Source organism: Mesorhizobium sp. CO1-1-7 (assembly GCF_020164885.1).
Classification (GTDB): Bacteria; Pseudomonadota; Alphaproteobacteria; order Rhizobiales; family Rhizobiaceae; genus Mesorhizobium; species Mesorhizobium australicum.
Genome location: NZ_JAIUHA010000002.1, coordinates 298845 through 320196 on the forward strand (window position 1 = coordinate 298845; position 21352 = coordinate 320196).

The 21352-nt window shown below is 63.6% G+C and carries 23 protein-coding genes; 6 read left to right on the top strand and 17 right to left on the bottom strand.

Annotation, left to right across the window (positions count from 1 at the left end; genetic code table 11):
• The first annotated feature begins 11 nt into the window (after positions 1–11).
• Positions 12–521 carry a SixA phosphatase family protein gene (locus LB516_RS04930; RefSeq protein WP_224719048.1) on the top strand — a complete coding sequence of 170 codons (510 nt, stop codon included), beginning with the start codon at positions 12–14 and terminating at the stop codon, positions 519–521.
• A 50-nt stretch (positions 522–571) separates the two neighbouring features.
• On the opposite strand, the gene LB516_RS04935 is transcribed toward LB516_RS04930, so the two are convergent.
• The 4 genes from LB516_RS04935 to LB516_RS04950 all read right to left on the bottom strand — a co-directional run bounded on the left by LB516_RS04935 (position 572) and on the right by LB516_RS04950 (position 2173).
• Complete coding sequence (locus tag LB516_RS04935; protein WP_224719049.1) at positions 572–814, bottom strand: DUF680 domain-containing protein; 243 nt, start codon at positions 812–814, stop codon at positions 572–574.
• Positions 815–1021: 207 nt separating this feature from the next.
• Positions 1022–1255 carry a DUF680 domain-containing protein gene (locus tag LB516_RS04940; RefSeq protein WP_140790565.1) on the bottom strand — a complete coding sequence of 78 codons (234 nt, stop codon included), beginning with the start codon at positions 1253–1255 and terminating at the stop codon, positions 1022–1024.
• Between the two features lie 444 nt (positions 1256–1699).
• Positions 1700–1927: a DUF680 domain-containing protein gene (locus tag LB516_RS04945; protein WP_015318440.1), complete on the bottom strand. Its 228-nt coding sequence runs from the start codon at positions 1925–1927 to the stop codon at positions 1700–1702.
• A 45-nt stretch (positions 1928–1972) separates the two neighbouring features.
• A complete protein-coding gene (locus tag LB516_RS04950) occupies positions 1973–2173 on the bottom strand; it encodes a DUF680 domain-containing protein (RefSeq protein WP_015318441.1) in 201 nt (66 codons plus the stop codon).
• Between the two features lie 479 nt (positions 2174–2652).
• On the opposite strand from LB516_RS04950, the gene LB516_RS04955 reads away from it, so the two are divergent.
• Positions 2653–3330 carry a response regulator gene (locus tag LB516_RS04955; RefSeq protein ID WP_140617181.1) on the top strand — a complete coding sequence of 226 codons (678 nt, stop codon included), beginning with the start codon at positions 2653–2655 and terminating at the stop codon, positions 3328–3330.
• A 12-nt stretch (positions 3331–3342) separates the two neighbouring features.
• Entirely contained in the window at positions 3343–4695 is a 1353-nt protein-coding gene (locus LB516_RS04960; protein WP_140617182.1) for a sensor histidine kinase, read from the top strand.
• 45 nt (positions 4696–4740) lie between these two features.
• Here the strand turns inward: LB516_RS04960 and LB516_RS04965 are convergent, their stop codons facing one another.
• The 6 genes from LB516_RS04965 to LB516_RS04990 all read right to left on the bottom strand — a co-directional run bounded on the left by LB516_RS04965 (position 4741) and on the right by LB516_RS04990 (position 10962).
• Positions 4741–5619 carry an ABC transporter permease gene (locus LB516_RS04965; RefSeq protein WP_224719050.1) on the bottom strand — a complete coding sequence of 293 codons (879 nt, stop codon included), beginning with the start codon at positions 5617–5619 and terminating at the stop codon, positions 4741–4743.
• Positions 5620–5633: 14 nt separating this feature from the next.
• Positions 5634–6488, bottom strand: coding sequence for an ABC transporter ATP-binding protein (locus LB516_RS04970; RefSeq protein WP_015318445.1), 855 nt, complete (start codon positions 6486–6488; stop codon positions 5634–5636).
• 160 nt (positions 6489–6648) lie between these two features.
• Positions 6649–7662, bottom strand: coding sequence for an ABC transporter substrate-binding protein (locus LB516_RS04975; protein WP_015318446.1), 1014 nt, complete (start codon positions 7660–7662; stop codon positions 6649–6651).
• A gap of 175 nt (positions 7663–7837) precedes the next feature.
• Positions 7838–8617, bottom strand: coding sequence for a 4-hydroxy-tetrahydrodipicolinate reductase (dapB, locus tag LB516_RS04980; RefSeq protein ID WP_140878566.1), 780 nt, complete (start codon positions 8615–8617; stop codon positions 7838–7840).
• Between the two features lie 9 nt (positions 8618–8626).
• Positions 8627–10720, bottom strand: coding sequence for an ATP-dependent helicase (locus tag LB516_RS04985; protein ID WP_224719051.1), 2094 nt, complete (start codon positions 10718–10720; stop codon positions 8627–8629).
• A 68-nt stretch (positions 10721–10788) separates the two neighbouring features.
• Positions 10789–10962 carry a hypothetical protein gene (locus tag LB516_RS04990; RefSeq protein WP_015318449.1) on the bottom strand — a complete coding sequence of 58 codons (174 nt, stop codon included), beginning with the start codon at positions 10960–10962 and terminating at the stop codon, positions 10789–10791.
• Between the two features lie 109 nt (positions 10963–11071).
• Between LB516_RS04990 and LB516_RS04995 the strand changes: the two genes are divergently transcribed.
• Positions 11072–11212 (top strand): hypothetical protein, encoded by a 141-nt coding sequence (locus LB516_RS04995; RefSeq protein ID WP_015318450.1) that lies wholly within the window; start codon positions 11072–11074, stop codon positions 11210–11212.
• 34 nt (positions 11213–11246) lie between these two features.
• Here LB516_RS04995 and LB516_RS05000 read toward each other — a convergent pair whose 3' ends face one another.
• The 5 genes from LB516_RS05000 to LB516_RS05020 all read right to left on the bottom strand — a co-directional run bounded on the left by LB516_RS05000 (position 11247) and on the right by LB516_RS05020 (position 16501).
• On the bottom strand, positions 11247–11417 hold the full coding sequence (locus tag LB516_RS05000; protein ID WP_224719052.1) for a hypothetical protein: 171 nt from the start codon (positions 11415–11417) through the stop codon (positions 11247–11249).
• A gap of 133 nt (positions 11418–11550) precedes the next feature.
• Positions 11551–12499, bottom strand: a protein-coding gene (locus LB516_RS05005) for an IS630 family transposase (protein ID WP_318011810.1) whose coding sequence is annotated in 2 segments (ribosomal slippage) — positions 11551–12162 and positions 12164–12499 — 948 coding nt in all. Because the reading frame shifts where the segments join, the coding sequence is not laid out codon by codon here.
• 378 nt (positions 12500–12877) lie between these two features.
• Complete coding sequence (locus LB516_RS05010) at positions 12878–14038, bottom strand: M20 aminoacylase family protein (protein WP_015318452.1); 1161 nt, start codon at positions 14036–14038, stop codon at positions 12878–12880.
• Complete coding sequence (locus tag LB516_RS05015) at positions 14031–15278, bottom strand: Zn-dependent hydrolase (protein WP_041163871.1); 1248 nt, start codon at positions 15276–15278, stop codon at positions 14031–14033. Before LB516_RS05015 ends, LB516_RS05010 begins: the two co-directional genes overlap by 8 nt.
• 14 nt (positions 15279–15292) lie before the next feature.
• Complete coding sequence (locus tag LB516_RS05020) at positions 15293–16501, bottom strand: diaminopropionate ammonia-lyase (RefSeq protein WP_224682408.1); 1209 nt, start codon at positions 16499–16501, stop codon at positions 15293–15295.
• A gap of 104 nt (positions 16502–16605) precedes the next feature.
• On the opposite strand from LB516_RS05020, the gene LB516_RS05025 reads away from it, so the two are divergent.
• Both LB516_RS05025 and LB516_RS05030 read left to right on the top strand, forming a co-directional pair.
• Positions 16606–17085, top strand: coding sequence for an Lrp/AsnC family transcriptional regulator (locus tag LB516_RS05025; protein WP_140823708.1), 480 nt, complete (start codon positions 16606–16608; stop codon positions 17083–17085).
• Between the two features lie 61 nt (positions 17086–17146).
• Complete coding sequence (locus LB516_RS05030; RefSeq protein ID WP_224622130.1) at positions 17147–18289, top strand: flavin-containing monooxygenase; 1143 nt, start codon at positions 17147–17149, stop codon at positions 18287–18289.
• 14 nt (positions 18290–18303) lie between these two features.
• Here LB516_RS05030 and speB read toward each other — a convergent pair whose 3' ends face one another.
• Positions 18304–19113 (bottom strand): agmatinase, encoded by an 810-nt coding sequence (speB, locus tag LB516_RS05035; RefSeq protein ID WP_140717882.1) that lies wholly within the window; start codon positions 19111–19113, stop codon positions 18304–18306.
• 59 nt (positions 19114–19172) lie between these two features.
• A complete protein-coding gene (locus tag LB516_RS05040) occupies positions 19173–21293 on the bottom strand; it encodes a molybdopterin-dependent oxidoreductase (RefSeq protein WP_140717885.1) in 2121 nt (706 codons plus the stop codon).
• Between the last annotated feature and the right edge of the window lie 59 nt (positions 21294–21352).

Genomic DNA, 21352 nt, shown 5'->3' on the forward strand with positions numbered 1-21352 from the left:
AGAGCGCAGCGATGAAACAGCTGCTCCTGCTGCGTCATGCCAAATCGAGTTGGGACGACCCTGACCTCAACGATTTCGACCGACCGCTGGCGGAACGTGGGTTGAAGGCGGCCCGGCTGATCGGCCGCGAGCTTGGAGCGCGCAACTGGCTGCCGGATCAGGCGCTGGTGTCGCCGGCGCTGCGCACCCGCGATACCTGGCGGCTGGTGGCGGCGGAACTGCCAGTGCATCCCCGGGTCGCGTTTGCCGACGCGCTCTACGATGCCGCAGCGGCGGATATTCTGGGTCAGCTACGCAAAGCGGACCCTTCGACCAGCTGCCTGCTGGTTCTCGGCCACAATCCGGGCCTTGAGGAGCTGGCAAAACAGCTTGCCGGACCGGGATCGGAGGCGAAGGCGCGCAAGAGGCTCGAGGAAAAGTTTCCGACAGCAGCCCTCGCGCGCTTCGTCCTTGAAGACGATTGGTCCGGGGTGTCGGCCGCCAGGCTGACACATTGCCTGCGGCCGAAGGATCTGAGCTAGAAGTCTAATGTCCGCGAGTGCGGCAGATCAGACCCGCCGCAGCCGCGACATCAGTTGCCCCAGATGCCCTGGCCAGGCTCGGGCCAGTCGGTGGCTGGCTTCATCTTGGTGTCGGCGGTCTTGTGTTTGATCATATCCGTATCGTTGACGGCGCCCGTGACGGCGTGATCCACGCCGGCGACCGGGGCGACGACCGGCTGGTTGGCATTGTCGGAGCCATAGTGGTCGCTGCCGGCGAATGCACCCCCGGCTGCGACAAGGATAGCGGCGGTAGCGAGAGCAAGTCTGTTCATTTCAATCTCCTGTTCATCCGTTGGGCGGCGTCTTGGGAGGACGGTTCCGCTGAGGAGAAGACCAGAAGCAGCCTGGTTTTATTCCTGGACGTGAGATGTTTTGCCGACTGAGAAGATCGGCGGCCTTCGGTCTGACCTCATTCAAAACAAGAGCGGCGGGCCAGACCCACCGCTCTTTGTCGTCAAGCCAGGCGAGGCCGGCGTGGATCAGTTGCCCCAGTTGCCCTGGCCGGGATCAGGCTGATTGGAATCGGGCGTCAGCTTGAAACCGCGGTGTTCGACCGGCTTGCGGATCGAAGCCGTGTAGCTGTGGTCAATTTTACCCACGGGCGCGGTGACCGCCGGCTGATTGACATTGTCAGAGCCATAATTGTCGCTGCCGGCGAACGCGCTGCCCGTGGCAACGAGAATGGCAGCGGCGGTAAGTGCGATCCTGTTCATTTCTCTACTCCGATAGGTCTGGTCTGTCCGTCAAGTGGCGTGCCTTTGGGAGGAATTTCGCGTCGCTCGGACCAGCTGAACGTGGGTTTTTCGTTCGTCGGCTTCCAATCACGAAGATGTTCCTTCACGGCCCGATTTCGCACCTCAAGGCTGGATAACGGATTTCGGCAGAAGTGTTTTCATCAACATTATCAGCCGCTTGTTGCGCAACTCACGGAGCATTACGCTTTGTTTCGCCGAGGCGGCGTTCGCCGGGCGCTCACGGCGCGTCAACATTAATTGAACCAATTGGTTCGATCCGTGACCGGCGCGCTGGCCGGCACTTGTTCGACGGCTATCCGGCACGACTGAACCCGACTGGCTCGCCTGATTCCATTTGTCACAAAAAACAAGAGCGGCGGGCCAGGCCCACCGCTCTTTGTAGTCACGCGATGCAAGAAGGGATTAGCGGCCCCAGATGCCCTGGCCCGACTGGGCCGGAACGTTGGCATTGGCATCGGCCTGCGCCTTGTCCGCCTTCAGGATCGAACCGGTGTGGAAGGTGTCGACGTTGGAGGTCGACTGGCTGGCAACCGGCTGGTTGGCGTTGTCGGAACCGTAGTTGTCGCTGCCGGCAAAAGCGGTGCCAGTGGCAACGAGGATGGCAGCGGCGGTGAGTGCGATTTTGGTCATTTCAAGTACTCCTGAATTCAAAGTTGGATGGATTGGCAGTCGCGATTAGCGGCCGAAGAGGTTGCGGTCAGCGCCCTGCGGAGCCTGGACCGACGCGGCCGTCGACTTCGAGGTCGAAGCAGTGACCGAATGGTCGACAGTGGCGGCAGGCTGGTTGGCGTTGGCCGAGCCATAATTGTCGCTGCCGGCAAAAGCAGTGCCCGTGGCAACGAGGATGGCGGCGGCGGTAAGAGCGATCTTGGTCATTTTATTTACTCCAGAATTTCTTTGTTCTGTCCGTCTAGTGGCGTGCCCTTGGGAGGATTTCGCGTCGCTCGGACCACCTCCAGATGGGGAAGGCCCTTTGGAATTACCAGTCGCGTCGGCTTTGCAGTATTTCATCATATTATGGACAATGCATATTGCATTGCAGCATTTTTAGCCTGAATTCTCAAACGTTTTCAGGAGATTAGCGTTTCTCCCGCAGACGCAAACACCAACCGACTCACGCCTATTGTTCACTGTTTACGATACAATCCGTCAACCAGAACCGAACCGTTCGGTTCGATCTATGTTTCAAACGAGGCATCTAGCCCGCGAAAACCATCGCCGGCCGCAGCCAAGCCGCATTTGCCTTGCGTTGCGATCGATACTATCGATCATCCGGGTTCCGATTGCCGAATGGGATCGTCGATCGAGCCTTGGTGGCCGTTGAGACCGAAGTGGATGCTGGAACGGCAATAGACATGCGATTGCTGCTTGTGGAGGACAATCGCGAACTGGCGGACTGGCTAGGCAAGACCTTGCGCCAGGCGAATTATGTCGTCGACATCGTCCATGACGGCGAGGATGTCGAGCACGCGCTTGCCGCCGGCGACCACGCGCTTGTCATTCTCGACCTTGCGTTGCCCCGCATGGGCGGACTGGAAGTGCTGCGCATGCTGCGAGCCCGCGGCAACCGGGTGCCGGTGATCGTACTGACTGCCAATGCCAGCCTCGATGGCCGGGTCAAAGGCCTCAACGAAGGCGCCGACGACTATCTGGCGAAGCCCTTCCAGGTAGAGGAACTCGAAGCGCGCATCCGCGTGCAACTGCGCCGCGCCAATGACCGGACGGCACCGGTCGTTGCCTGCGGCGACCTCATCTTCGACACCAACACCAGGCTGTTTTCGCTCGGCGGTGAAACACTGGCCCTGACACCACGCGAACATGCCGTGCTTGAACAATTGATGATCAAGGCGGGACGCACGGTAAGCAAGGCCGCCCTGTCGGCAGCGATCTACGATTTCGAGACCGACGCCGATCCAAGCGCCATCGAGATCTATGTGCACCGTGTGCGCAAGAAGCTCGAGGGGTCGCGGGTCCAGATCACCACTTTGCGTGGCCTCGGCTATCTCTTGCGCCATGAGGACCTGGCGCCATGATGATTTGGCGCTATGAAGACTAACAGCCTGCGCCTGCAATTGCTGGCCTGGGTCGTGCTCCCCCTGGCCGGGCTTGCGACCATCAATCTGTGGACCAGCCAGCGCAACGCTCTGGCAACCGCCGATCTGGTCACCGACCGCATGCTGGTCGGCTCGGCCCGCGCCATCGCCGAGCAGGTCGCCATGGCCGATGGCGTACTCGATGCTACCATCCCGCCGGCGGCGATCGAGATGTTCGATACCGGCGATCGCGACAGCGTCTACTATCGCGTCGAGACCGCCGGAGGACGGTTGCTGACCGGTTACCCCGATTTGCCGCAAGCGCCGCGGCATGCGAGCGCCGAGGCGAGCTATCGCGACCATATGTTGCGGCTCTTGACGCTCAGCCACGCGGTGATCGGCGCCGGCGGCGATTCCCCCATAACGGTCACCGTGGGCATAACGCTCTCCGGGCATGATGCGATGGTGAAGCGGCTGTGGTTCAGCGCCTTCGTCCAGCAACTGGCGCTGGTGGCGATCGCCGGCGTGTTCGTGCTGCTTGGCCTGCGCCGCGGCCTGGCGCCATTGATGAGCCTGCGCGACGCGGTGCGTTCGCCAAGCCGAAGCGACCTCGATCCGGTTGACGTGCCCGGCGCGCAGAGCGAAATCCGGCCTCTGATAGAGGCGCTCAACGCCTACATGGAACGGGTGCGCGCGCAGATGGGAGCGCAGCGCCGTTTCATCGCCAATGCCGCACATCAATTGCGCACGCCGCTGGCGCTGCTATCGACGCAGGCAAGCTATGCGCTACGCGAAACCGCCACCGATGCGCGCCAGGAAGCGCTGGTGGCGCTGCAGGCCAGCTCCGGCAAGCTGGCGCGGCTGGCCGAACAATTGCTCACCCTGTCGCGTGCCGAGCCTGGCAGCCGGCGGCCACGCGCCGATCGCATCGACCTGACAGAAGCCGCCCGCCATGTACTGGAAACGCAGGCGCCCGCGGCGATCGCCCGCAAGATCGATCTCGGGCTGGAGGAAACAGGGCCGGTTGCAGTCATTGGCGACGGCACCATGCTGCGCGAGATGATCGTCAATCTTGTCGACAACGCGCTGCGTTACTCGACGGCAGGCGCGAGCGTGACGGTGAAGCTGGCCGCCATCGATAGCGAAGCCGTGTTGACGGTAGCCGATGACGGACCCGGCATCCCGGCCGAAGAGCGGGATCACGTGTTCGAGCGCTTTTATCGCATCGCCGGTTCGACCGAGGAAGGCAGCGGCCTGGGCCTCGCCATCGTGCGCGAGGTTGTCGAGAATGCCGGCGGCCGCGTCACCCTCGGGGATGGCGCGGCCGGCGGTCTGGTGGTCGAGGTCAGGTTGCCCCTGGCCTGAACCGACTCGCACCAAGCGCGGGCTCGTACTGTCCTCGGAACAAAATCAGGTGCCCTGCTCGTTGAACGGCGCCGGCCGCCACTTGACGACATAGTTCTCGAAGCGGGTGATGATGAATTCCACCACCAGCGCCATAACCGCCAGGATGATCATGGCGGCGAAGACGCCATTGGCGTTGAAGGCGCCCTGCGCGGTCGAGATCAGCAGGCCCATGCCTTGCTTGGCGCCGAGGAATTCGCCGACCACGGCGCCGACCAAGGCAAAGCCGAAGCTGACATGCAGGCTGGCCAGGATCCAGCTCATCGCCGACGGGATAATGACGGTGCGGGTGATCTGGAACGGCGAGGCACCGAGGATCTGGGCGTTGGCGATCATCGCCCTGTCGGCCTCGCGAACCCCCTGGAAGGCGTTGGCGAAAACGACGAAGAACACCATCACCACGGCGAGCGCCACTTTCGAGGCCATGCCGAGGCCGAGCGCGATGATGAAGACAGAGCCGAGCACGACGCGCGGCACGGAATTGGCGATCTTGATGTAGATCGAAAAGACATCGGCCAGCAGCCGGTTGCGGCCGAGAATGATGCCGGCGGCGATGCCGCCCAGTGCGCCGATGGCGAAGCCGAGGAAGGTTTCCTCCAGCGTCACATAGATCTGCAGCCAGAGCGGTCCCTGCGAGGTGCCCTCGGTGATCCAGGACCAGATCTGTTCCCAGATGCCCGAGGGGCTGGCGAAGAAGAACGGGTCGATGATGTTATAGTCGGCGCCGAGTTCCCACAGGCCAAGGAACGCAACGAGGATAGCAAGGCGCAGGCCGATGACCAAAGCATGGCGGCGGCGCAGCCGGGCCCTCGCCCGGGCCTCGGCAACGGCAATGGAGGCATCGCGGACGACGGCATGGGAAGCGGTGGGAGAGATAGCGGTCATGTTGGTGTCTCCTCTCAATGCCCGCTCTGCAAGGTGCGGCTCTGGCCGAGCTGCACTTCTTCGCGCAGGTCGTTCCAGATCACCTTGGCGATCTCGACGAATTTCGGGTCGTAACGGATGTCGGCCATGACACGCGGACGCGGCAGGTCGATGCGGTAGACACTCTTGACCGTTCCCGGCCCGGCGGTGAGCACATAGACCTTGTCGGCCAGCGCCACCGCCTCCTCCAGATCGTGGGTGACGAAGACGACGGAGGATTTCTGTTCCGACCACAGGCCGAGCAATTCGTCCTGCATGGCCGTGCGCGTCTGCATGTCGAGCGCACTGAACGGCTCGTCCATAAGCAGAATCTTCGGCTGGTTGATGAAGGTCTGGGCAAGGGCGACGCGCTTGCGCATGCCGCCCGAAAGCTGGTGCGGATAATGTTTTTCGAAGCGGCCGAGGCCGACGCGGGCGATCCAGTCGCGGGCCCGATCATAGGCCTGCGCCTTGGGGATCCCGCGATAAAGCGGACCGGCGGCGACATTGTCGATGACGCTTCGCCAGGGAAAAAGCGCATCGGCCTGGAAGACGAAACCGATGTCGCGGCTGATATCGGTGACCGGTTTGCCCATGACGCGGACATGACCTGTGGTCGGCCGCAGCAGGCCGGTGACGAGGTTGAGCGTCGTCGACTTGCCGCAGCCGGTCGGCCCGACGACGCAGGCGAATTCGCCACGCGCCACCGTCATGGTGAAGTCGCGGATCGCCGTCATCATATGGCCGTCGGGCGTGACGAAGCGTAGCGTCACATCATCGATAGCGATCGCGGCATCGGCCGGCGGCGCGGCCTGAGACAACTTCTCAGCCGCCATCGTTTGCACTTGCATGGCATACTCCTGTGGCGATGATGCGAGAATGCCTGCGGCCAAAACTTGTGGTCGCCATCTCTCGACATCGGTAGGCGCGCCGCTGCCAAATCGATTCAGGCCAGCGGCGCAACTTGTTGTTCCTCAAGAGCGAACCGGGTAACCCGCCTCGCCTGCCTGCCTACTTGGCGGCGTCGACGAATTCCGTCGTGAAGGTTTTCGACAGGTCGATCTGCTTGCCCTGCAGGCTCTTGGAGAAGGTCGACAGAACTTTCAGCACCGTCTCGGGGCCATCGGCCGGCATGCGTCCGTCGGGCGTGAACATCGCCTTGCCGCCGGCGAGCCCCTGGATATAGAGATCCTTGTTGCCGGCGTAATAGTCCTTGGGCATCTTGTCGGCGATCTCCTCGGCCGAATGGCCGGCGATGAACTTCATCGTCTTGACGAAGGCATTGGCGAGCTTCTGTGCTTCGTCCTTGTGGCCTTCGACCCAGGAAGACTGGACGTAGAAGGATGCCGCAGGATAGTCGCCGCCCAGCGCTTCCTTGGTCTTTTCGGGCGTGCGCATGTCGACCAGGACACTGGCCTCGCCGGTCTTGAGCAATTTCGCGATGGTCGGCTCCGTGGTCATGCCGGCCTGAATTTGGTCCTGCTTGACGGCGGCGATGAAGGTGTTGCCGGCGCCTACCGGCAGCAGCGTGTAATCACCCGGCTTCAGGCCGCTGCGGACGGCAAGATATTGCGTCAGGAAATCGGTCGACGACCCAAGCCCGGTGACGCCCAGCGTGGCGCCCTTGAAGTCGGCCGGCGACTTGATCTCCGGGTGCTTGGCGGAGACCAGTTCGACCTCGCCAGGGGCCTGGCTGAACTGGACGATCGACTCGATGTATTTGCCCTTTGACTGTAGGTCGACAGTGTGGTCATAAAAGCCGACAACGCCCTGCACGGCGCCGGCCAGCAATTCATTCTCGGCCTCGACGCCGGCTCGCGAGTTGATCAGTTCGACGTCGAGCCCCTCATCCTTGAAGTAGCCGAGCTGCTGGGTGAGCACGGCCGGCAGGTAAATCTGCTTTTCCATGCCGCCGACAATGATGGTGATCTTGTCCGCGGCGCACGCCGCGGTCGCGCCCGTGCCGACAATGGCGAGCGTCAGCGCCGCCGAACGCAAGATGCACTTCGAGATCAAACCGGTCATGTAACTTCCTCCACCTGGGCGGCGCGCCATCCAGGCTGCGCCGCATTCCTCCTGCCGGCCACTCCCGCACCGGTCACGCGGCGAACGCCGCAATGAATCAATTGCATGCCCAAGCTTTCAGCTGGCTTTCAGCCACTTTAGCAACCGGGGAATGAAAACAGCCAGGATTTGCTGGTTACGATGCGCCAAAACCCAATACGTCGCGCATGTCGTATTCGCCGGGAGCGCGGCCCGCCACCCACAATGCCGCGGCGATGGCGCCGCGTGCAAACATGATGCGGTCACCAGCCGAATGCGCCAAGGTGACGGTCTCGCCTTCCGTGCAGAAGCTGACGCTGTGCTCACCAATGATGGCGCCGCCCCGCGCCACCGCGAAGCCTATCTCGCCCGCCGGCCGCGCGCCGGTGACGCCATCGCGGACGCGCCTCGCAACCGTCTCCAGCCCGATTTCGCGTCCGCCGGCAACAGCCTGCCCCAGCATCAGCGCCGTGCCCGAAGGCGCGTCGATCTTGTGGCGATGATGCGCCTCGAAAATCTCCGCATCCCAGTCATCGGGGTCGAGCGCCCGCGCTGCCTGTTCGACCAATCCGACCAGCATGTTGAGCCCGAGCGAGAAGCTGCCGGAGCGCACGATGGCAATGGTTTTCGCGGCATGGGCGATGGTGGCCATCTCGGCGGCCTCGAAGCCCGTCGAGCCAATCACCAGGGCTGGCCCGCCCCTCCCGGCACACAATCTGGCCAGTTCCACGGAGGCCGCCGGCGTGGTGAAGTCGACCACCACGTCAGCCATGGCAATTGCCTCGTCGCGGCTCACCAGCCCGTCGCCGACACTGCCCGGACGGTGAAAGCAGCCGGTGAGCGCCAGACGCACATCGGCCCGCACCGCATCCGCCATCTGGCGACCCATGCGGCCGAGAGCGCCTGATATGGCGATCCTGATCGGCGGCTGCGGCATCGGCTCCTGCTATTTCCACATGCCGCGCATGCGCGCGCCAATATCGACGCGCACCTCCGGCCGAGGCGCCCTGCCCTGCGCCGCTTGCGCGGCCGGCCACGAAAGCTGCTGGAACGCGGCGAGGATGGAGGCCGGAATGAAACGGGTGCGCGAGGCGTAGACATGGCGGTCGCCGCGTGCCGCCTGGCCATGCGGAAAGAAGCGCTGGGGCATGACGAGGTTGAGATTGTCCTTGGCCCGTGTCATCGCCACGTAGAGCAGCCGTCGCTCCTCCTCGATATCTTCCTTGGTGCCGACACCGAGATCGGCCGGAATGCAGCCATCGACCGTGTTCAGCACGAAGACGTTCTTCCACTCCTGGCCCTTGGCCGAGTGGATGGTCGACAAGATCAAATAGTCCTCGTCGCGGTGCGGAGGGCCGGCCTGGTCGCTGGTTGCGTCCGGCGGATCGAGCGTCAGCTCGGTCAGGAAGCGTTCGCGCGAAGCATAGCCCAAGCCGATTTGCTCGAGTTGCAGCAGGTCGGCGCGGCGCGTGATCGCATCCTCGTGGATGCGCTCCAGATGCGGTTCGTACCACAGCCTGACCTGTTCGAGATCGGCCGGCCATTTGGCGCCGGCGCGCAAGCCGGAATAGAGCGAGACGAAGCCGGGCCAGTCGTCGGCGGCGCGCTGCGGCGGACGCCAGCCGGCCAGTCCCATCGCCTCGTCCAGCGCCGACGTCATGGCCTCGACGACCTGCGCGGCCGCGGAAGGGCCAATGCCGGGAAGAAGCTGCAGCACGCGAAAGCCGGCGACACGATCGCGCGGATTTTCAGCAAAGCGCAGTACCGCCAGCACGTCCTTGACATGCGCGGCATCGAGGAATTTCAGGCCACCGAACTTGACGAAAGGGATGTTGCGCCGCGTCAGCTCGATCTCCAGCGGCCCGCTGTGGTGCGAGGCGCGAAACAGCACCGCCTGCGACTTCAGCGCGGTACCGGCCTCGCGCTCGGCAAGGATGGTGTCGCAGACGAAGTTCGCTTGCTCGACCTCGTCGCGCACGGTCACAAGTCTCGGTTTGTCGGCGGATTTGCGTTCCGACCACAGGTTCTTGGTGAAGCGCTCCGAGGCTTCGCCGATAACCGCGTTGGCGGCCGCCAGAATGGTCTCGGTCGAGCGATAATTGCGCTCCAGCATCACCACATCGGCGGTCCGCGCGAACTGTCTAGGGAAGTCGAGGATGTTGCGCACTTCGGCGGCCCGGAACGAATAGATCGACTGCGCGTCGTCACCGACGACCGTCAGCCCGGCGCCGTCGGGCTTGAGTGCCATCAGGATCGAGGCCTGCAGCCGGTTGGTGTCCTGGTATTCGTCGACCAGCACATGGTCGAACCGTCCGCCCAGATGCGTGGCGATTTCAGGCTCGGCGGTCATCTGCGCCCAGTAGAGCAGCAAATCGTCGTAATCGAGCACATTCTGCGCCTGCTTGGCCTCCACGTAACCGGCAAACAATTGCTTGAGCTGCTCGGCCCAGCCGGCGCACCAGGGGAAGGCGGACCCCAGGACCTCACCCAGCGGCGCCTGCGCGTTGACGGCGCGCGAATAGATGGCAAGGCAGGTGCCTTTGGTCGGAAAGCGCGCTTCCGTCCTGGAGAAACCGAGTTCGTGGCGCACGAGATTCATCAGATCGGCGGAATCCTCGCGATCATGGATGGTGAAGGCCGGATCGAGGCCGATCTCCAGCGCATAGTCCCGCAGCAGCCGCGCGCCGATACCATGAAAAGTGCCGGCCCAGGTCAGTGCGTCCGTGATCACTGCGGCGTCGCGGCCGAGCACTTCGCCGGCGATGCGCTCGACACGTCTCGCCATTTCGGATGCGGCGCGCCGCGAAAACGTCATCAGCAGGATGCGGCGCGGGTCGGCTCCCTTGACGATCAAGTGGGCGACGCGGTGCGCCAGCGTGTTGGTCTTGCCGGAGCCGGCGCCGGCGATAACCAGCAGCGGGCCTGCAATCTTGCCGTCGCCATGTTCGACGGCCTGGCGTTGGGCGTCGTTCAGCCGGACGAGATAAGCCGGCTGGCCGGTCTGTTCCAAAAACGTCGAATCATGGGCGGCGAGGTTCATCGCCCATCAAGCATCGTTTCTGCTTTGTTCGCAACAGAGAAGCAGCTCCGCCAATACAGCGGGAGCAATCAGCGTTTCGGGTCAACGCCCATCGACGCCGACTGCCGGCGTAGCGCCTCGCGGTCGTTTGCGGGCGCTGGCAGCAAGAGCGGATCGACACTGTCGGGAACCTCGTCGATCATCTTGCGGGCGAGACGGTAAGTGACAAAGGCCAGCGTGCCAACCAGAAGCAAACGGATCATGCGGCGGTCCTCCTTCGCTGGGTCAACCTGAGGCAGGGGATTTTGTTCCCTCGACGCAATCGTGCAACCAAACCGACACCGCCTCGTTCTGCGGGTGGAGGAAGTAGCCATGAAAAAGCTGGGACTGATCCTCGCGCTGGTGACTTTGGCTTTCTCGGCCTGCGACAACAAATTGCCGCCGACAAAGGCGACTGGGGCCGATCAAGATCTCGCCATTCCTGTCGTGAACAATGGCATTGCCAGCCAGTGAATGGAGCATTGCGCAAAAACGAATTGCGGGATCTTCACCGCATTGCCGCGATGCATTCCTCGAGACGCTCGAGGCGGAACTTGGCATTGCGCAGCTCGTGGCCTGCGTCGTGGCGCAGCTGTCGTGTCTGCGCCGAGGCGGCGGTCAAGTCTCGTTCGAGTTGAGCGATGCGGGCGCGCACCCGCCGCGCTTCGTCCTGACGCACCGCCTTTATCCAGCTCCGCCCGCGCATCTATGAACCCGCAGCATCCAAAAGCGTGCCACAGCCATGACAGTAAAACCCTAACTTCCGCCGAGCGCGAGCGTTCTAACTTTAACGAAATCTAATTTAGAGTCTTTCATGTTTTGATGGCAGCGTATCCAGCATTCGCGAAGTAGTTGCCGCATTCTTCAGGCTCGATCGTTGCGACGAGGTGGCCGATGTGGCGCCACGTATCCTCGACGGTTCGTTTCTGCGCTTGGCGCATCCAGTGTTTGATCTTGGCGAAGGCCTGCTCGATGGGATTGAGATCCGGGGAGTAGGGCGGCAGGTACCAAAGCCTTGCGCCTGCAGCCTTGATCATCTGCCTGATGGCCGCCGACTTATGGCTTCCAAGATTGTCCATGATGACGATATCGCCGGGCTTGAGCACACTGATGAGTTGCTGTTCGACATAGGCGCGGAAGCATTGGCCGTTGATCGGTCCGTCGAAGACGCAAGGTGCCGCGAGCCGATCCCAGCGCAGCGCACCGAGGAAAGTCAGCGTGCGCCAGTGGCCATGCGGAGCCAGGCCGCGCAGTCGCTTGCCCTTGGCCCCCCAACCGCGCAGCGGGGCCATGTTGGTCTTGATCCAGGTCTCGTCGATGAAGACGAGGCACTGCGGATCCAGGCCAGGCTGCCAGGCTCGCCACCGCTGTCGCCTGCGGGCAACATCAGCGCGCGCCTGCTCAAGGGCGAACAGCGTTTTTTTTGAAGCTCAGCCCCTCGCGGCGCAGGAACTGCCACACTGCGGTGTGCGAAACCGTGACCCCGCGACCGGCCAGTTCATCCTTAAGGCCGTGCAACGTCAGATGCGGCGTCTCACGCATGCGCGCCTCTATGAAGGCACGGTGTGGCTCCAGCACTCTCTTGCGATGTCCACCCATCTTGCCAGGCGCTATCGAACCGGTCGCCTGATGGCGCTGCAACAACTTCACTGCCGTCGAATTCGCGATACCGAACCGCTTGGCGGCCGACCGGCGGCTCTCGCCACTCAAAACCGCCGCCACAACCCGCTCGCGAAGATCCTCGGAAAGAGGTCGAACCACCTGATGCTGGCCTCCAATCCAGCCAGCATCTTGAATCACAAATCCAACCGAGCGGGAATCCCTTCCGATTCTATCAAGCGATGAACCGCTCTAGAGCAATTCCAGGAAAAGTGCGTAGCGGTTTTCCGTCCGGAATTGCGTAAAAACAAAGAATTAGAGCGGGTCGGCGATTCCATAAAACGCTGAACCGCTCTAGCATGCGGGAGAGAAGGCCGGCGCCGCTTGGGAGGTAATCTGATAGCGCCGGCCAGGCGGATATCAGGTCCGCCGCGTGAGCGAGGCTAGCTGAGTCTTGCCGTAGCGTCATGCCAGATCAAGGATTTCGGCCTTTCCCCGGCGTTTTCCCCCGCTAAATGCCGCGAAAATCCCCCCGGGGGTTCAAGTCCCAAGCCGCTGCCTGGCGATGGCGGCATGGAAACTGGCGCCGAACAACAGCCCGTCGTCGTTGAAGTCGTAACTGGAATTGTGAAGCGGTGCCGAGGCCTCGCCGTTGCCGAGGAAGACGAAGCAGCCCGGCACGTGGTCGAGGAAGCGGGCGAAATCCTCCGACGCCGTCATCGGCTCGCGGGCGACCGCGATATTGCCGCGTTCGAAAACAGTCCCGGCGGCGGCAAAGGCCGCGTCGACCAGTTCGGCATCGTTGCGCAAAGGCACGAATTCCCTGGTGTAGTTGACCTCGGCGGCAACGTTGTAAGCGGTAGCGATGCCTTCGGCGATGATGCGCATCTGGCATTCGATCTTGGCGCTCACCTCGGGGCGGAAGCTGCGCGCGTCGCCAAGGATGCGGGCGATGCCCGGCAGTGCGTTGCGGGTGCCATCGGTGATCAGTTCGGTCACCGAAACCACGGAGATGTCGGCCGGGCTCAGCCGGCGCGAGACGATGGTCTGCAGGTTGGTAACCAGCGCACAGGCGGCGACCAGCGTTTCCTGACCCGAATGCGGCCGCGCAGCGTGACCGCCCAATCCCCTGAGCACGATCTCGAAGACGTCTTCGGCCGACATGACCGGGCCGGCGCGGGTCTCGAAATGTCCGACCGGCAAGCCCGGCATGTTGTGCAGGCCAAAGATCTCGTCGAAGGGAAAGCGCTGCATCAGGCCATCGTCGAGCATCGCCAACGCGCCTTTTCCCCATTCCTCCGCCGGCTGGAAGATGAAGCGCACGGTGCCGTCGAAACCGCCCTCCCCGGCCATGAGCTTGGCCGCACCGAGCAGCATCGCCGTGTGGCCGTCATGGCCGCAGGCATGCATGATTCCGGGATTGCCGGAGCGGTATGGCGCGGTTGATTGCTCTGATATGCGCAGAGCATCCATGTCGGCCCGCAGCGCGATCGCGCGGTTGCCGCTGCCGCGCTTCAAAGTCCCGACGACGCCGGTGCCGCCGACACCCTCGGCGACATCGTCCAGTCCGAATTCGCGCAGCTTGGCGGCGACGAAGGCCGCGGTGCGCTCCTCCTCGAAGCCGAATTCAGGGTGCGCGTGCAGATCATGCCGCCATTCGGTCATCTCCAGCTTCAGCACATCACGATCGATTTCAGCCATCGCCTGATACCTCCTGATCCGCAAGCTGGGCAACGATATCAAGCAGGATGTTGGCGCCGGCGACAAGCTCGGCATCGGCGGTATGTTCGCGCGGATTGTGGCTGATGCCACCGGCGCTCGGCACGAAAATCATCGCCGCGGGCGCGAGGCGCGCCATCATCTGCGCATCGTGGCCGGCGCCCGAGGTCATGCGCTTGGACGCGTACCCGCGCTTCTTCGCGGCAGCTTCGATCAATTCGACAATGCTTATATCGAAGATCACCGGCTCGAAGCGGGCCAGCCGCTCGACCGAGATCGCGACGCCACCATCGGCGGCCAGGTTCTCAAGAAACGCGGCGAGTGCGGCTTCCTCGGCTTGCAGGCGATGCTCGAAAGGGTCGCGCAGGTCGACGGTGAAGACGGCGCGCGAGGGAATGACATTGATGGCGTTTGGCTCGAAACGCATCGTGCCGACCGTTGCAACGGTCGGCGTGTTCGAGGCTTTGGCGCGGTCGTGCAGGAACGTGACGACACGCGCGGCCGCATGCCCGGCGTCATTGCGCATCGACATCGGCGTGGTGCCGGCGTGGTTGGCGACGCCGTCTATGGTGATGCGCTGCCAGGAGATGCCTTGCAGGTTTTCCACAGCACCGATCGGCACGCCTTCGCGTTCCAGAACCGGGCCCTGCTCGATATGCAATTCGAGATAGACGTGCGGCTTGAGGAAGCCTGGCTCCTCGTCGCCGGCATAGCCGATGCGGGCCAGTTCCTCTCCCAGCACGCTTCCGTCGGTGCCGACGGCCGCCAGCGCCTCGTCGATACCGACGCCGCCGGCATGGACCAGTGAACCCATCATGTCGGGGGAATAGCGAACCCCTTCCTCGTTGGTGAAGGCGGCGACCGCGAGCGGGCGCGACGGGACAAGAGCCGACGCCTTCAGCGTCTCGATTACCTCCAGCCCGGCGAGCACGCCGTAGCAGCCGTCATAAATGCCGGCATCGATGACGGTGTCGATATGCGAGCCGACGAGGATCGGCGCATGGCCGGCATTCGCCGGCGCCTGCCAGACGCCGAAGATATTTCCCATGCGATCGATGGCGATTTCGAGACCGGCCTCGCGCAGCCAGCCGACGAAGCGGTCGCGACCCAGCCTGTCGGCGTCGGAGGCGGCCAGCCGCACCAATCTGCCCTCGCCATCACGACCGATGCCGCCGAGCTCGCGGATGCGGCCAAGCAGCCTTTGTGCGTCGATCGAGGTCATGGCATCGATCAAGGTCATGGCGTCGCTCCAGAAAGCACCTTGCCGGCAAGCACATCCGCCGGATTCATGCCGACGAGTTCGGCATAGCGGCGGGGATCTGTCGCGCCTTCGGTGTTGACGACTAGGACGCGCGAACTGGCGTCGAGGCCAAGCTCGGCCTTGTGATCGGTCATCGCCCGGATCAGCCCGGCAAGGCCGACCCCGCCGCTTTCACCGGCGACGATGGCCGGATCGTTGCCGGCCGGGCGGGCCAGCCGCCGCATCACGGCGATGGCTTCGTCCTCGTCGACGGTCATGAAGGCATCGGCGACGCGTGCCAGCACGCGCCAGGCGACCGGCGAGGCCTCGTAGCATTCGAGCATCGCCATGACTGTCGCCTCGCCATGCGCGATCTTGACCGGATGCCCGGCCTTGGCGGCGCCGAAAACGCAGGCGGCACGGGCGGGTTCCACCACCGTGAAAACCGGCCTGGCTTCGCCAAGCACGATGGCGAGATGGCCGGCGACCGCCGCCGCGATGCCGCCGACGCCGGCCTGCACGAAGACATGGGTCGGCGGTTCGGAGATCTGGCCCAGCGCCTCGCGCACGATCGCCGTGTAGCCCTGCATGACGAGGCCCGGAATGCGTTCGTAGCCCGGCCATGAGGTATCGGAAACCACCGTCCAGCCTTTCTCCGCGGCGACGCGCGCTGCCTGCCTGACCGAATCGTCGTAATTGCCGTCGACATGGATCATCTCCGCCCCATAGCGGGCGATGGCCGCGACGCGCCCGTCGCTGACGCCGGCATGGACAAAGATCGCCGCCTTTGCGCCAACAAGCTCGGCGCCTTGCGCGACGGAGCGGCCATGGTTGCCGTCGGTAGCGCAAGCAACCGTCATGGTCGCCGCGACCGACCGGACTTCGGGCCGATCGAGATCCGCGACACCGACGGAGCGGCCGAGCCGCTTGCTTGCCTCCTCCAGGACCAGACGGAAGACCGCATAGGCGCCGCCCAGCGCCTTGAAGCTGCCTAGACCGAGGCGAAAGCCCTCATCCTTGACATGCAAGGTGCCGAGACCGAGTTCGCCAGCCAACGCCGGCAGGGCGTGCAGCGGCGTCGCCAAGTGATTGTCACGGCGGGCAAGGAAACGCTCGACAGTGTCCGCCCCGACGATGCCGAGGGTTTCGGCATCGGCCTCGTCCAGCGGCTGGCGGTGCAAGGCATGGCGATTGGGCAGGAACATTGGCGGTCTCTCCTTGGCGTCCAAGAGAAGATATATTGCAAACCCTGCGCAAAAAGCGCCGCAATTTAGCTCTTGAAATGCAAGTTTGTTTCGTCAGGATAGCAATGTCTCAGTCGCCAGCCTCACTCGACAGCTTCGATCTCGCCATCCTTGCCATCCTGCAGCGGGACAACACGACGCCGCAACGGCTGATCGGCGAGGCGGTGAACCTGTCGGCGCCAGCCGTGCAGCGCCGCATCAAGCGCATGGAGCAGACCGGCGTCATTACCGGCAATGTCGCCATTGTCGAGCCGGCGGTCGTCGGCCAGCCGATCACTATCTTCGTCGAGGTGGAGCTCGAGAGCGAACGCACCGAACTGATCGACGAGGCCAAGCGGCAATTCTCGGCGGAGCCGCAAGTACAGCAATGCTATTATGTCACCGGCGAGGCCGACTTCATCCTCGTCATCGCCGTGGCCGACATGGGCGCCTACGAGGCGCTGACGCGAAAACTGTTCTTCGGCAGCAACAATGTGCGGAAGTTCCGCACCTTCGTCGCCATGGACCGCGTCAAGGTCGGGTTGACGGTGCCCCTGCCTGGATGAGCCGGTGCACCCTTGCCACGTTTCTGACATTCTGGATCGCCAATTGGAGGGGGAGGCGCGCATGGACGAAACCACGAAAGTCGCGATCATCGGTGCCGGGCCGGCGGGCCTGGCGGTTGCCGCATGTCTTCGCCAGGCCGGGCAGGATTTCGTCATGCTTGAGAAGGAGCAGCAGGCCGCGCCAGCCTGGCGGCGTCACTATGACCGTGTGCATCTGCATACGACCAAGCGTTACTCCTCGCTGCCCTTCGTTCCCTTCCCAAGGGATTATCCGCGCTATGTGCCGCGCCACCTCGTGGTCGAGTATCTCGACGCCTATGCAAAAGGCTTCGCCCTGGAGCCCCGCTTCGGCGAAACGGTGCGAGCGGTCGCCAGGGATGGCCGCGGTTGGCGGGTGGAATCGACCTCCGGCGCCTTACGCGCTTCGCATGTGGTGATCGCGTCCGGCTACAATGCCGAACCCTTGCTGCCCAGATTTGCCGGCATCGACGCCTTCAAGGGCAAGACGCTGCACAGCGCCGACTATCGCAACGCCGCGCCTTTTGCCGGCCAATCGGTGCTGGTCGTCGGCATGGGCAATACCGGCGCGGAGATTGCGCTCGATCTGGTGGAAGGCGGCGCCCGACCGACGATCTCGGTGCGCGGCGGCGTTCACATCGTCCCGCGCGAACTGTTCGGCGTGCCGATCCAGATGGTCGGCATGGCGACGCGGCTCGGGCCGCAGCGCATCAACGACGCGCTGTTCCCCGTCATCCTCGATCTGGTGCTGGGGAGGCTGGAGAAGTTTGGGCTCAGACGGCCGAAGCAGGGACTGCTGCAGCAGATCGCCCTTGCGTCGCGCATTCCGGTGATCGATGTCGGCACCATCGGCAAGATCCGGGAAGGTGCGATCAAGGTGGCGCCCGACATCGCCGAAATCTCGGAACGGGGCGCCCGTTTTGCGGACGGCAAGCACGGCGAATTCGACGCCATCCTCTTCGCCACCGGCTACCGGCCAGGCTATGCCAGGTTCCTCGAACCCGGCGTGGAGCCCGGCCCCAGCGGCGTCAATGCCCGAGCTTCGGATCTCGGCCTTTATCTGGTCGGCTTTCACAACGCGGTCACCGGGCTGTTGCGCGAAATCGGCATCGAGGCCCAGGCGGTCGCCGATGACATCCGCCAACGGCAAAACAGGAAAAAGGTGGCCGAAACCCTGCCGGTGTGATCCCAGGCGCGCCCTCAATCCACCGCGGGCGATGTCCTGAGCATCATGCCGGCGATCTCCTTCGTCAGTTTGGCGGCGACAAGCGCCGTCATGTTGGAGAGGTCCTGGCTCGGATTGTATTCAACGATATCAGCGGCAACGATCGGCTGGTTGATGCCTTGAATCAGGTTGATGACCTGCCGCGTCGACAGGCCGCCGGGCTCGCGGTGAGAGACACCGGGCGCAAAGGCTGGATCGAGCCCGTCGAGATCCATCGAGATATAAACCGGAGTCTTGAGATCAAGCGTCAGGCTTGCGCCGAAATGCGCGGCCTCCACGACCTCGACGCCAAAGCGCTTGAACTGATCGCGGTGATGGTCGTTCACGGCGCGCAGGCCGATCTGGATCAGCCGGTCGGCTAGCCGTTCCTCCATGATGCGCGCGAAGGGCGAGGTGTGCGAACGCGGATTGTCACCGTAGGCATGATAGATGTCGGGGTGGGCATCGATATGCACGATCGTCAGGCTCGGGTGGCGACGGCGCACCGCGCGCAGCACCGGCCAGGTGATCGCGTGGTCGCCGCCCAGGCTGATCAGCGGGTGGCCTGCCTCCAGGGCGCGACCGACTTCGCTTTCGATGCGCTGCCAGGGATCGCCCGGTTTGTCGAAGTCGATGTCGCCATGATCGATGAAGCGGCCGGTCAGGTCGAAGCCGGTCTCGCTCCATGAGGAGTAAGCATCGCTGGTGAGTTCGCGCCTGATGAGCGGCGGCGCCTTGGCCGCACCCTGGAGATAGGATGAATTCTCGTCATGCGGTATTCCCAGAAGCGAAATCGCGCCAGCCATCGACACTCTCCCATTGCGACGGACGAATTGACATCAGGCGCAATCGATAATCGCGGCCGCTATGCACTCAGCTCTTGCGCCCGGCGCAGCCAGACCTTGTTGTCGTGAAAGGCAGCGCCGCCATAGGGTGCGGGGGCGTCGGCGCCGGTCAGTACATTGATGCCCTCGCCGCGCTCATGCGCGCTGTTCGGCCAGATACCTTCGGCGATCACGACGCCGCGCTTGATGCCGCCGAACAGTCTGGCGTGCAGCACCACCTCGCCGCGCATGTTGCCGATCTCGACACGGTCGCCCTCGGCCAGCCCCAGAGCCGCCGCGTCCTCGGGATGCAGCAGGAGTTCCGGGCGGACCTCCTTGGCCTTCGACACCGGTGTTTCGGAAAAGGTCGAGTTGAGGAAGTTGCGCGCCGGCGAGGTCGTCAGCCGGAACGGATGGGCTTCGTCAGCCACCTCGATCAGGTCGACATGATCAGGAAATTCGGGCAATCGCGCCACCGGGCCGAACAGACCCATGCTCTTCGGCGGCCGGTTCGGAGCCGCCTGGCCGGTCCAGTCGGCGCGAAAACGGAATTTCCCATCCGCATGGCCAAAGCCCCGGATGAAATGCGCCGTGTCGAAATCCGGCTGCAGATCAATCCACTTCTGCTCTTCCAAGCTGGCGAAGCTGCCCAACCCGCGCTTGCCAAGGATGATGTCGATATGCTGCTGCTCGGTCAGCCCGAAGCCCGGCCTGTCGGCGACACCAAGGCGCCCGGCCAGCTGCTCGATGACGAAATGGTTGGTGCGCGGCCCTTCCGGCGGTTCGATCAGCTTGGGGCCGAGCGTGATGTGCTGGTTGCCGCCGCCCTTGTAGATGTCGTCATGCTCGACGAACATCGTCGCCGGCAGCACGACGTCGGCCAGCTTGGCCGTGTCGGTCATGAACTGCTCGTGCACGCAGGTGAACAAATCGTCTCGCAAAAATCCCTGCTTCACCAGCCGCTGCTCGGGCGCGACATTCACCGGATTGGTGTTCTGGATCAGCATCGCCGTCACCGGCGGCCCGCCATAAAGCGCGTCACTGGCGCCGGTCAGCACCGGGCCGATGCGGGAATGGTCGAGATAGCGGATCGAGGGATCGCGCATGCGCGTGCCCTCGAGCACCTCCTGGTTGAGTTTGAAGATGCCGGAATTGGAATGGAAGGCGCCGCCGCCCTCATACTGCCAGGCGCCGGTGACGGCGGCGATGCAGGACGCGGCATGCATGTTGACGGCGCCGTTGCGCTGGCGGGCAAAGCCGTAGCCGAGGCGAAAATAGGTCTTTTTCGTCGTGCCGACGAGGCGCGCGAAGGTCTCGATCTCGGCGACCGTCAAACCAGTAATATCGGCCGCCCATTCCGGCGTGCGGGTAACGAGATGCGCCTCCAGGCCCTTCGGATCGTCCGTGTATTTCTGCAGATAGGCGCGGTCGGCCAGGCCTTCGCGAAACAGGACATGCATGACCGCACAAGCGAGCGCGCCGTCGGTGCCGGGCTTCAGGACCAGACCGATGTCGGCCTGCTTCATCGTCGCATTCTCATAGACGTCGATGACCACGATCTTCGCGCCGCGTTCCTTGCGCGCCTTGATGGCGTGGGTCATCACATTGACCTGCGTGACCACAGCGTTGGTGCCCCAGATCACCACGCAGTCGGATTTCGCCATCTCCCGCGGGTCCGGTCCGCGCAGCGCGCCTGCCCCCATCATCCAGCCGGTCCAGGCGAGATTGGTGCAGATCGAGCCGAAGAAGCCCGAGTACTTTTTCGCGTGGCGCAACCTCTCGATGCCGTCGCGCTGCACCAGCCCCATCGTGCCGGCATAGTAATAGGGCCAGACCGTCTCGGAGCCGTACTTCGCTTCGGCCGCGTCGAATTTCTCGGCGACGAGGTCGAGAGCGGCCTCCCAGCTAGATTCCTGCCAGACGCCCTCGCCCTTGGCGCCCTTGCGCACCAGCGGCTTCAGCAGACGATCGGGATGATGGACGCGGTCGGCATAGCGGGCGACCTTGGCGCAGACGACGCCCGATGTGTAGCTGTTGGCCTTGGCGCCATGGACCCGGCCGATGCGGTTGCCGTCGAGCAATTCGACCTCGAGAGCACAGGTCGACGGGCAATCATGCGGACAGGCCGAATGGCCGATGCGGAGGTTGGCGTGCTGGTTCATGGGAGATGTGTAGCGGGTTTCGGGAGTGGCGTGTAGGGCCAGATAATCAGCCAATCTCC

Excerpts from the sequence above, each read along its gene's own strand:
- LB516_RS04930 (WP_224719048.1), top strand. The coding sequence starts at position 12 with ATGAAACAGCTGCTCCTGCTGCGTCATGCCAAATCGAGTTGGGACGAC.
- LB516_RS04935 (WP_224719049.1), bottom strand. The coding sequence starts at position 814 with ATGAACAGACTTGCTCTCGCTACCGCCGCTATCCTTGTCGCAGCCGGG.
- LB516_RS04940 (WP_140790565.1), bottom strand. The coding sequence starts at position 1,255 with ATGAACAGGATCGCACTTACCGCCGCTGCCATTCTCGTTGCCACGGGC.
- LB516_RS04945 (WP_015318440.1), bottom strand. The coding sequence starts at position 1,927 with ATGACCAAAATCGCACTCACCGCCGCTGCCATCCTCGTTGCCACTGGC.
- LB516_RS04950 (WP_015318441.1), bottom strand. The coding sequence starts at position 2,173 with ATGACCAAGATCGCTCTTACCGCCGCCGCCATCCTCGTTGCCACGGGC.
- LB516_RS04955 (WP_140617181.1), top strand. The coding sequence starts at position 2,653 with ATGCGATTGCTGCTTGTGGAGGACAATCGCGAACTGGCGGACTGGCTA.
- LB516_RS04960 (WP_140617182.1), top strand. The coding sequence starts at position 3,343 with ATGAAGACTAACAGCCTGCGCCTGCAATTGCTGGCCTGGGTCGTGCTC.
- LB516_RS04965 (WP_224719050.1), bottom strand. The coding sequence starts at position 5,619 with ATGACCGCTATCTCTCCCACCGCTTCCCATGCCGTCGTCCGCGATGCC.
- LB516_RS04970 (WP_015318445.1), bottom strand. The coding sequence starts at position 6,488 with ATGCAAGTGCAAACGATGGCGGCTGAGAAGTTGTCTCAGGCCGCGCCG.
- LB516_RS04975 (WP_015318446.1), bottom strand. The coding sequence starts at position 7,662 with ATGACCGGTTTGATCTCGAAGTGCATCTTGCGTTCGGCGGCGCTGACG.
- dapB (WP_140878566.1), bottom strand. The coding sequence starts at position 8,617 with ATGCCGCAGCCGCCGATCAGGATCGCCATATCAGGCGCTCTCGGCCGC.
- LB516_RS04985 (WP_224719051.1), bottom strand. The coding sequence starts at position 10,720 with ATGAACCTCGCCGCCCATGATTCGACGTTTTTGGAACAGACCGGCCAG.
- LB516_RS04990 (WP_015318449.1), bottom strand. The coding sequence starts at position 10,962 with ATGATCCGTTTGCTTCTGGTTGGCACGCTGGCCTTTGTCACTTACCGT.
- LB516_RS04995 (WP_015318450.1), top strand. The coding sequence starts at position 11,072 with ATGAAAAAGCTGGGACTGATCCTCGCGCTGGTGACTTTGGCTTTCTCG.
- LB516_RS05010 (WP_015318452.1), bottom strand. The coding sequence starts at position 14,038 with ATGGCTGAAATCGATCGTGATGTGCTGAAGCTGGAGATGACCGAATGG.
- LB516_RS05015 (WP_041163871.1), bottom strand. The coding sequence starts at position 15,278 with ATGACCTCGATCGACGCACAAAGGCTGCTTGGCCGCATCCGCGAGCTC.
- LB516_RS05020 (WP_224682408.1), bottom strand. The coding sequence starts at position 16,501 with ATGTTCCTGCCCAATCGCCATGCCTTGCACCGCCAGCCGCTGGACGAG.
- LB516_RS05025 (WP_140823708.1), top strand. The coding sequence starts at position 16,606 with ATGTCTCAGTCGCCAGCCTCACTCGACAGCTTCGATCTCGCCATCCTT.
- LB516_RS05030 (WP_224622130.1), top strand. The coding sequence starts at position 17,147 with ATGGACGAAACCACGAAAGTCGCGATCATCGGTGCCGGGCCGGCGGGC.
- speB (WP_140717882.1), bottom strand. The coding sequence starts at position 19,113 with ATGGCTGGCGCGATTTCGCTTCTGGGAATACCGCATGACGAGAATTCA.
- LB516_RS05040 (WP_140717885.1), bottom strand. The coding sequence starts at position 21,293 with ATGAACCAGCACGCCAACCTCCGCATCGGCCATTCGGCCTGTCCGCAT.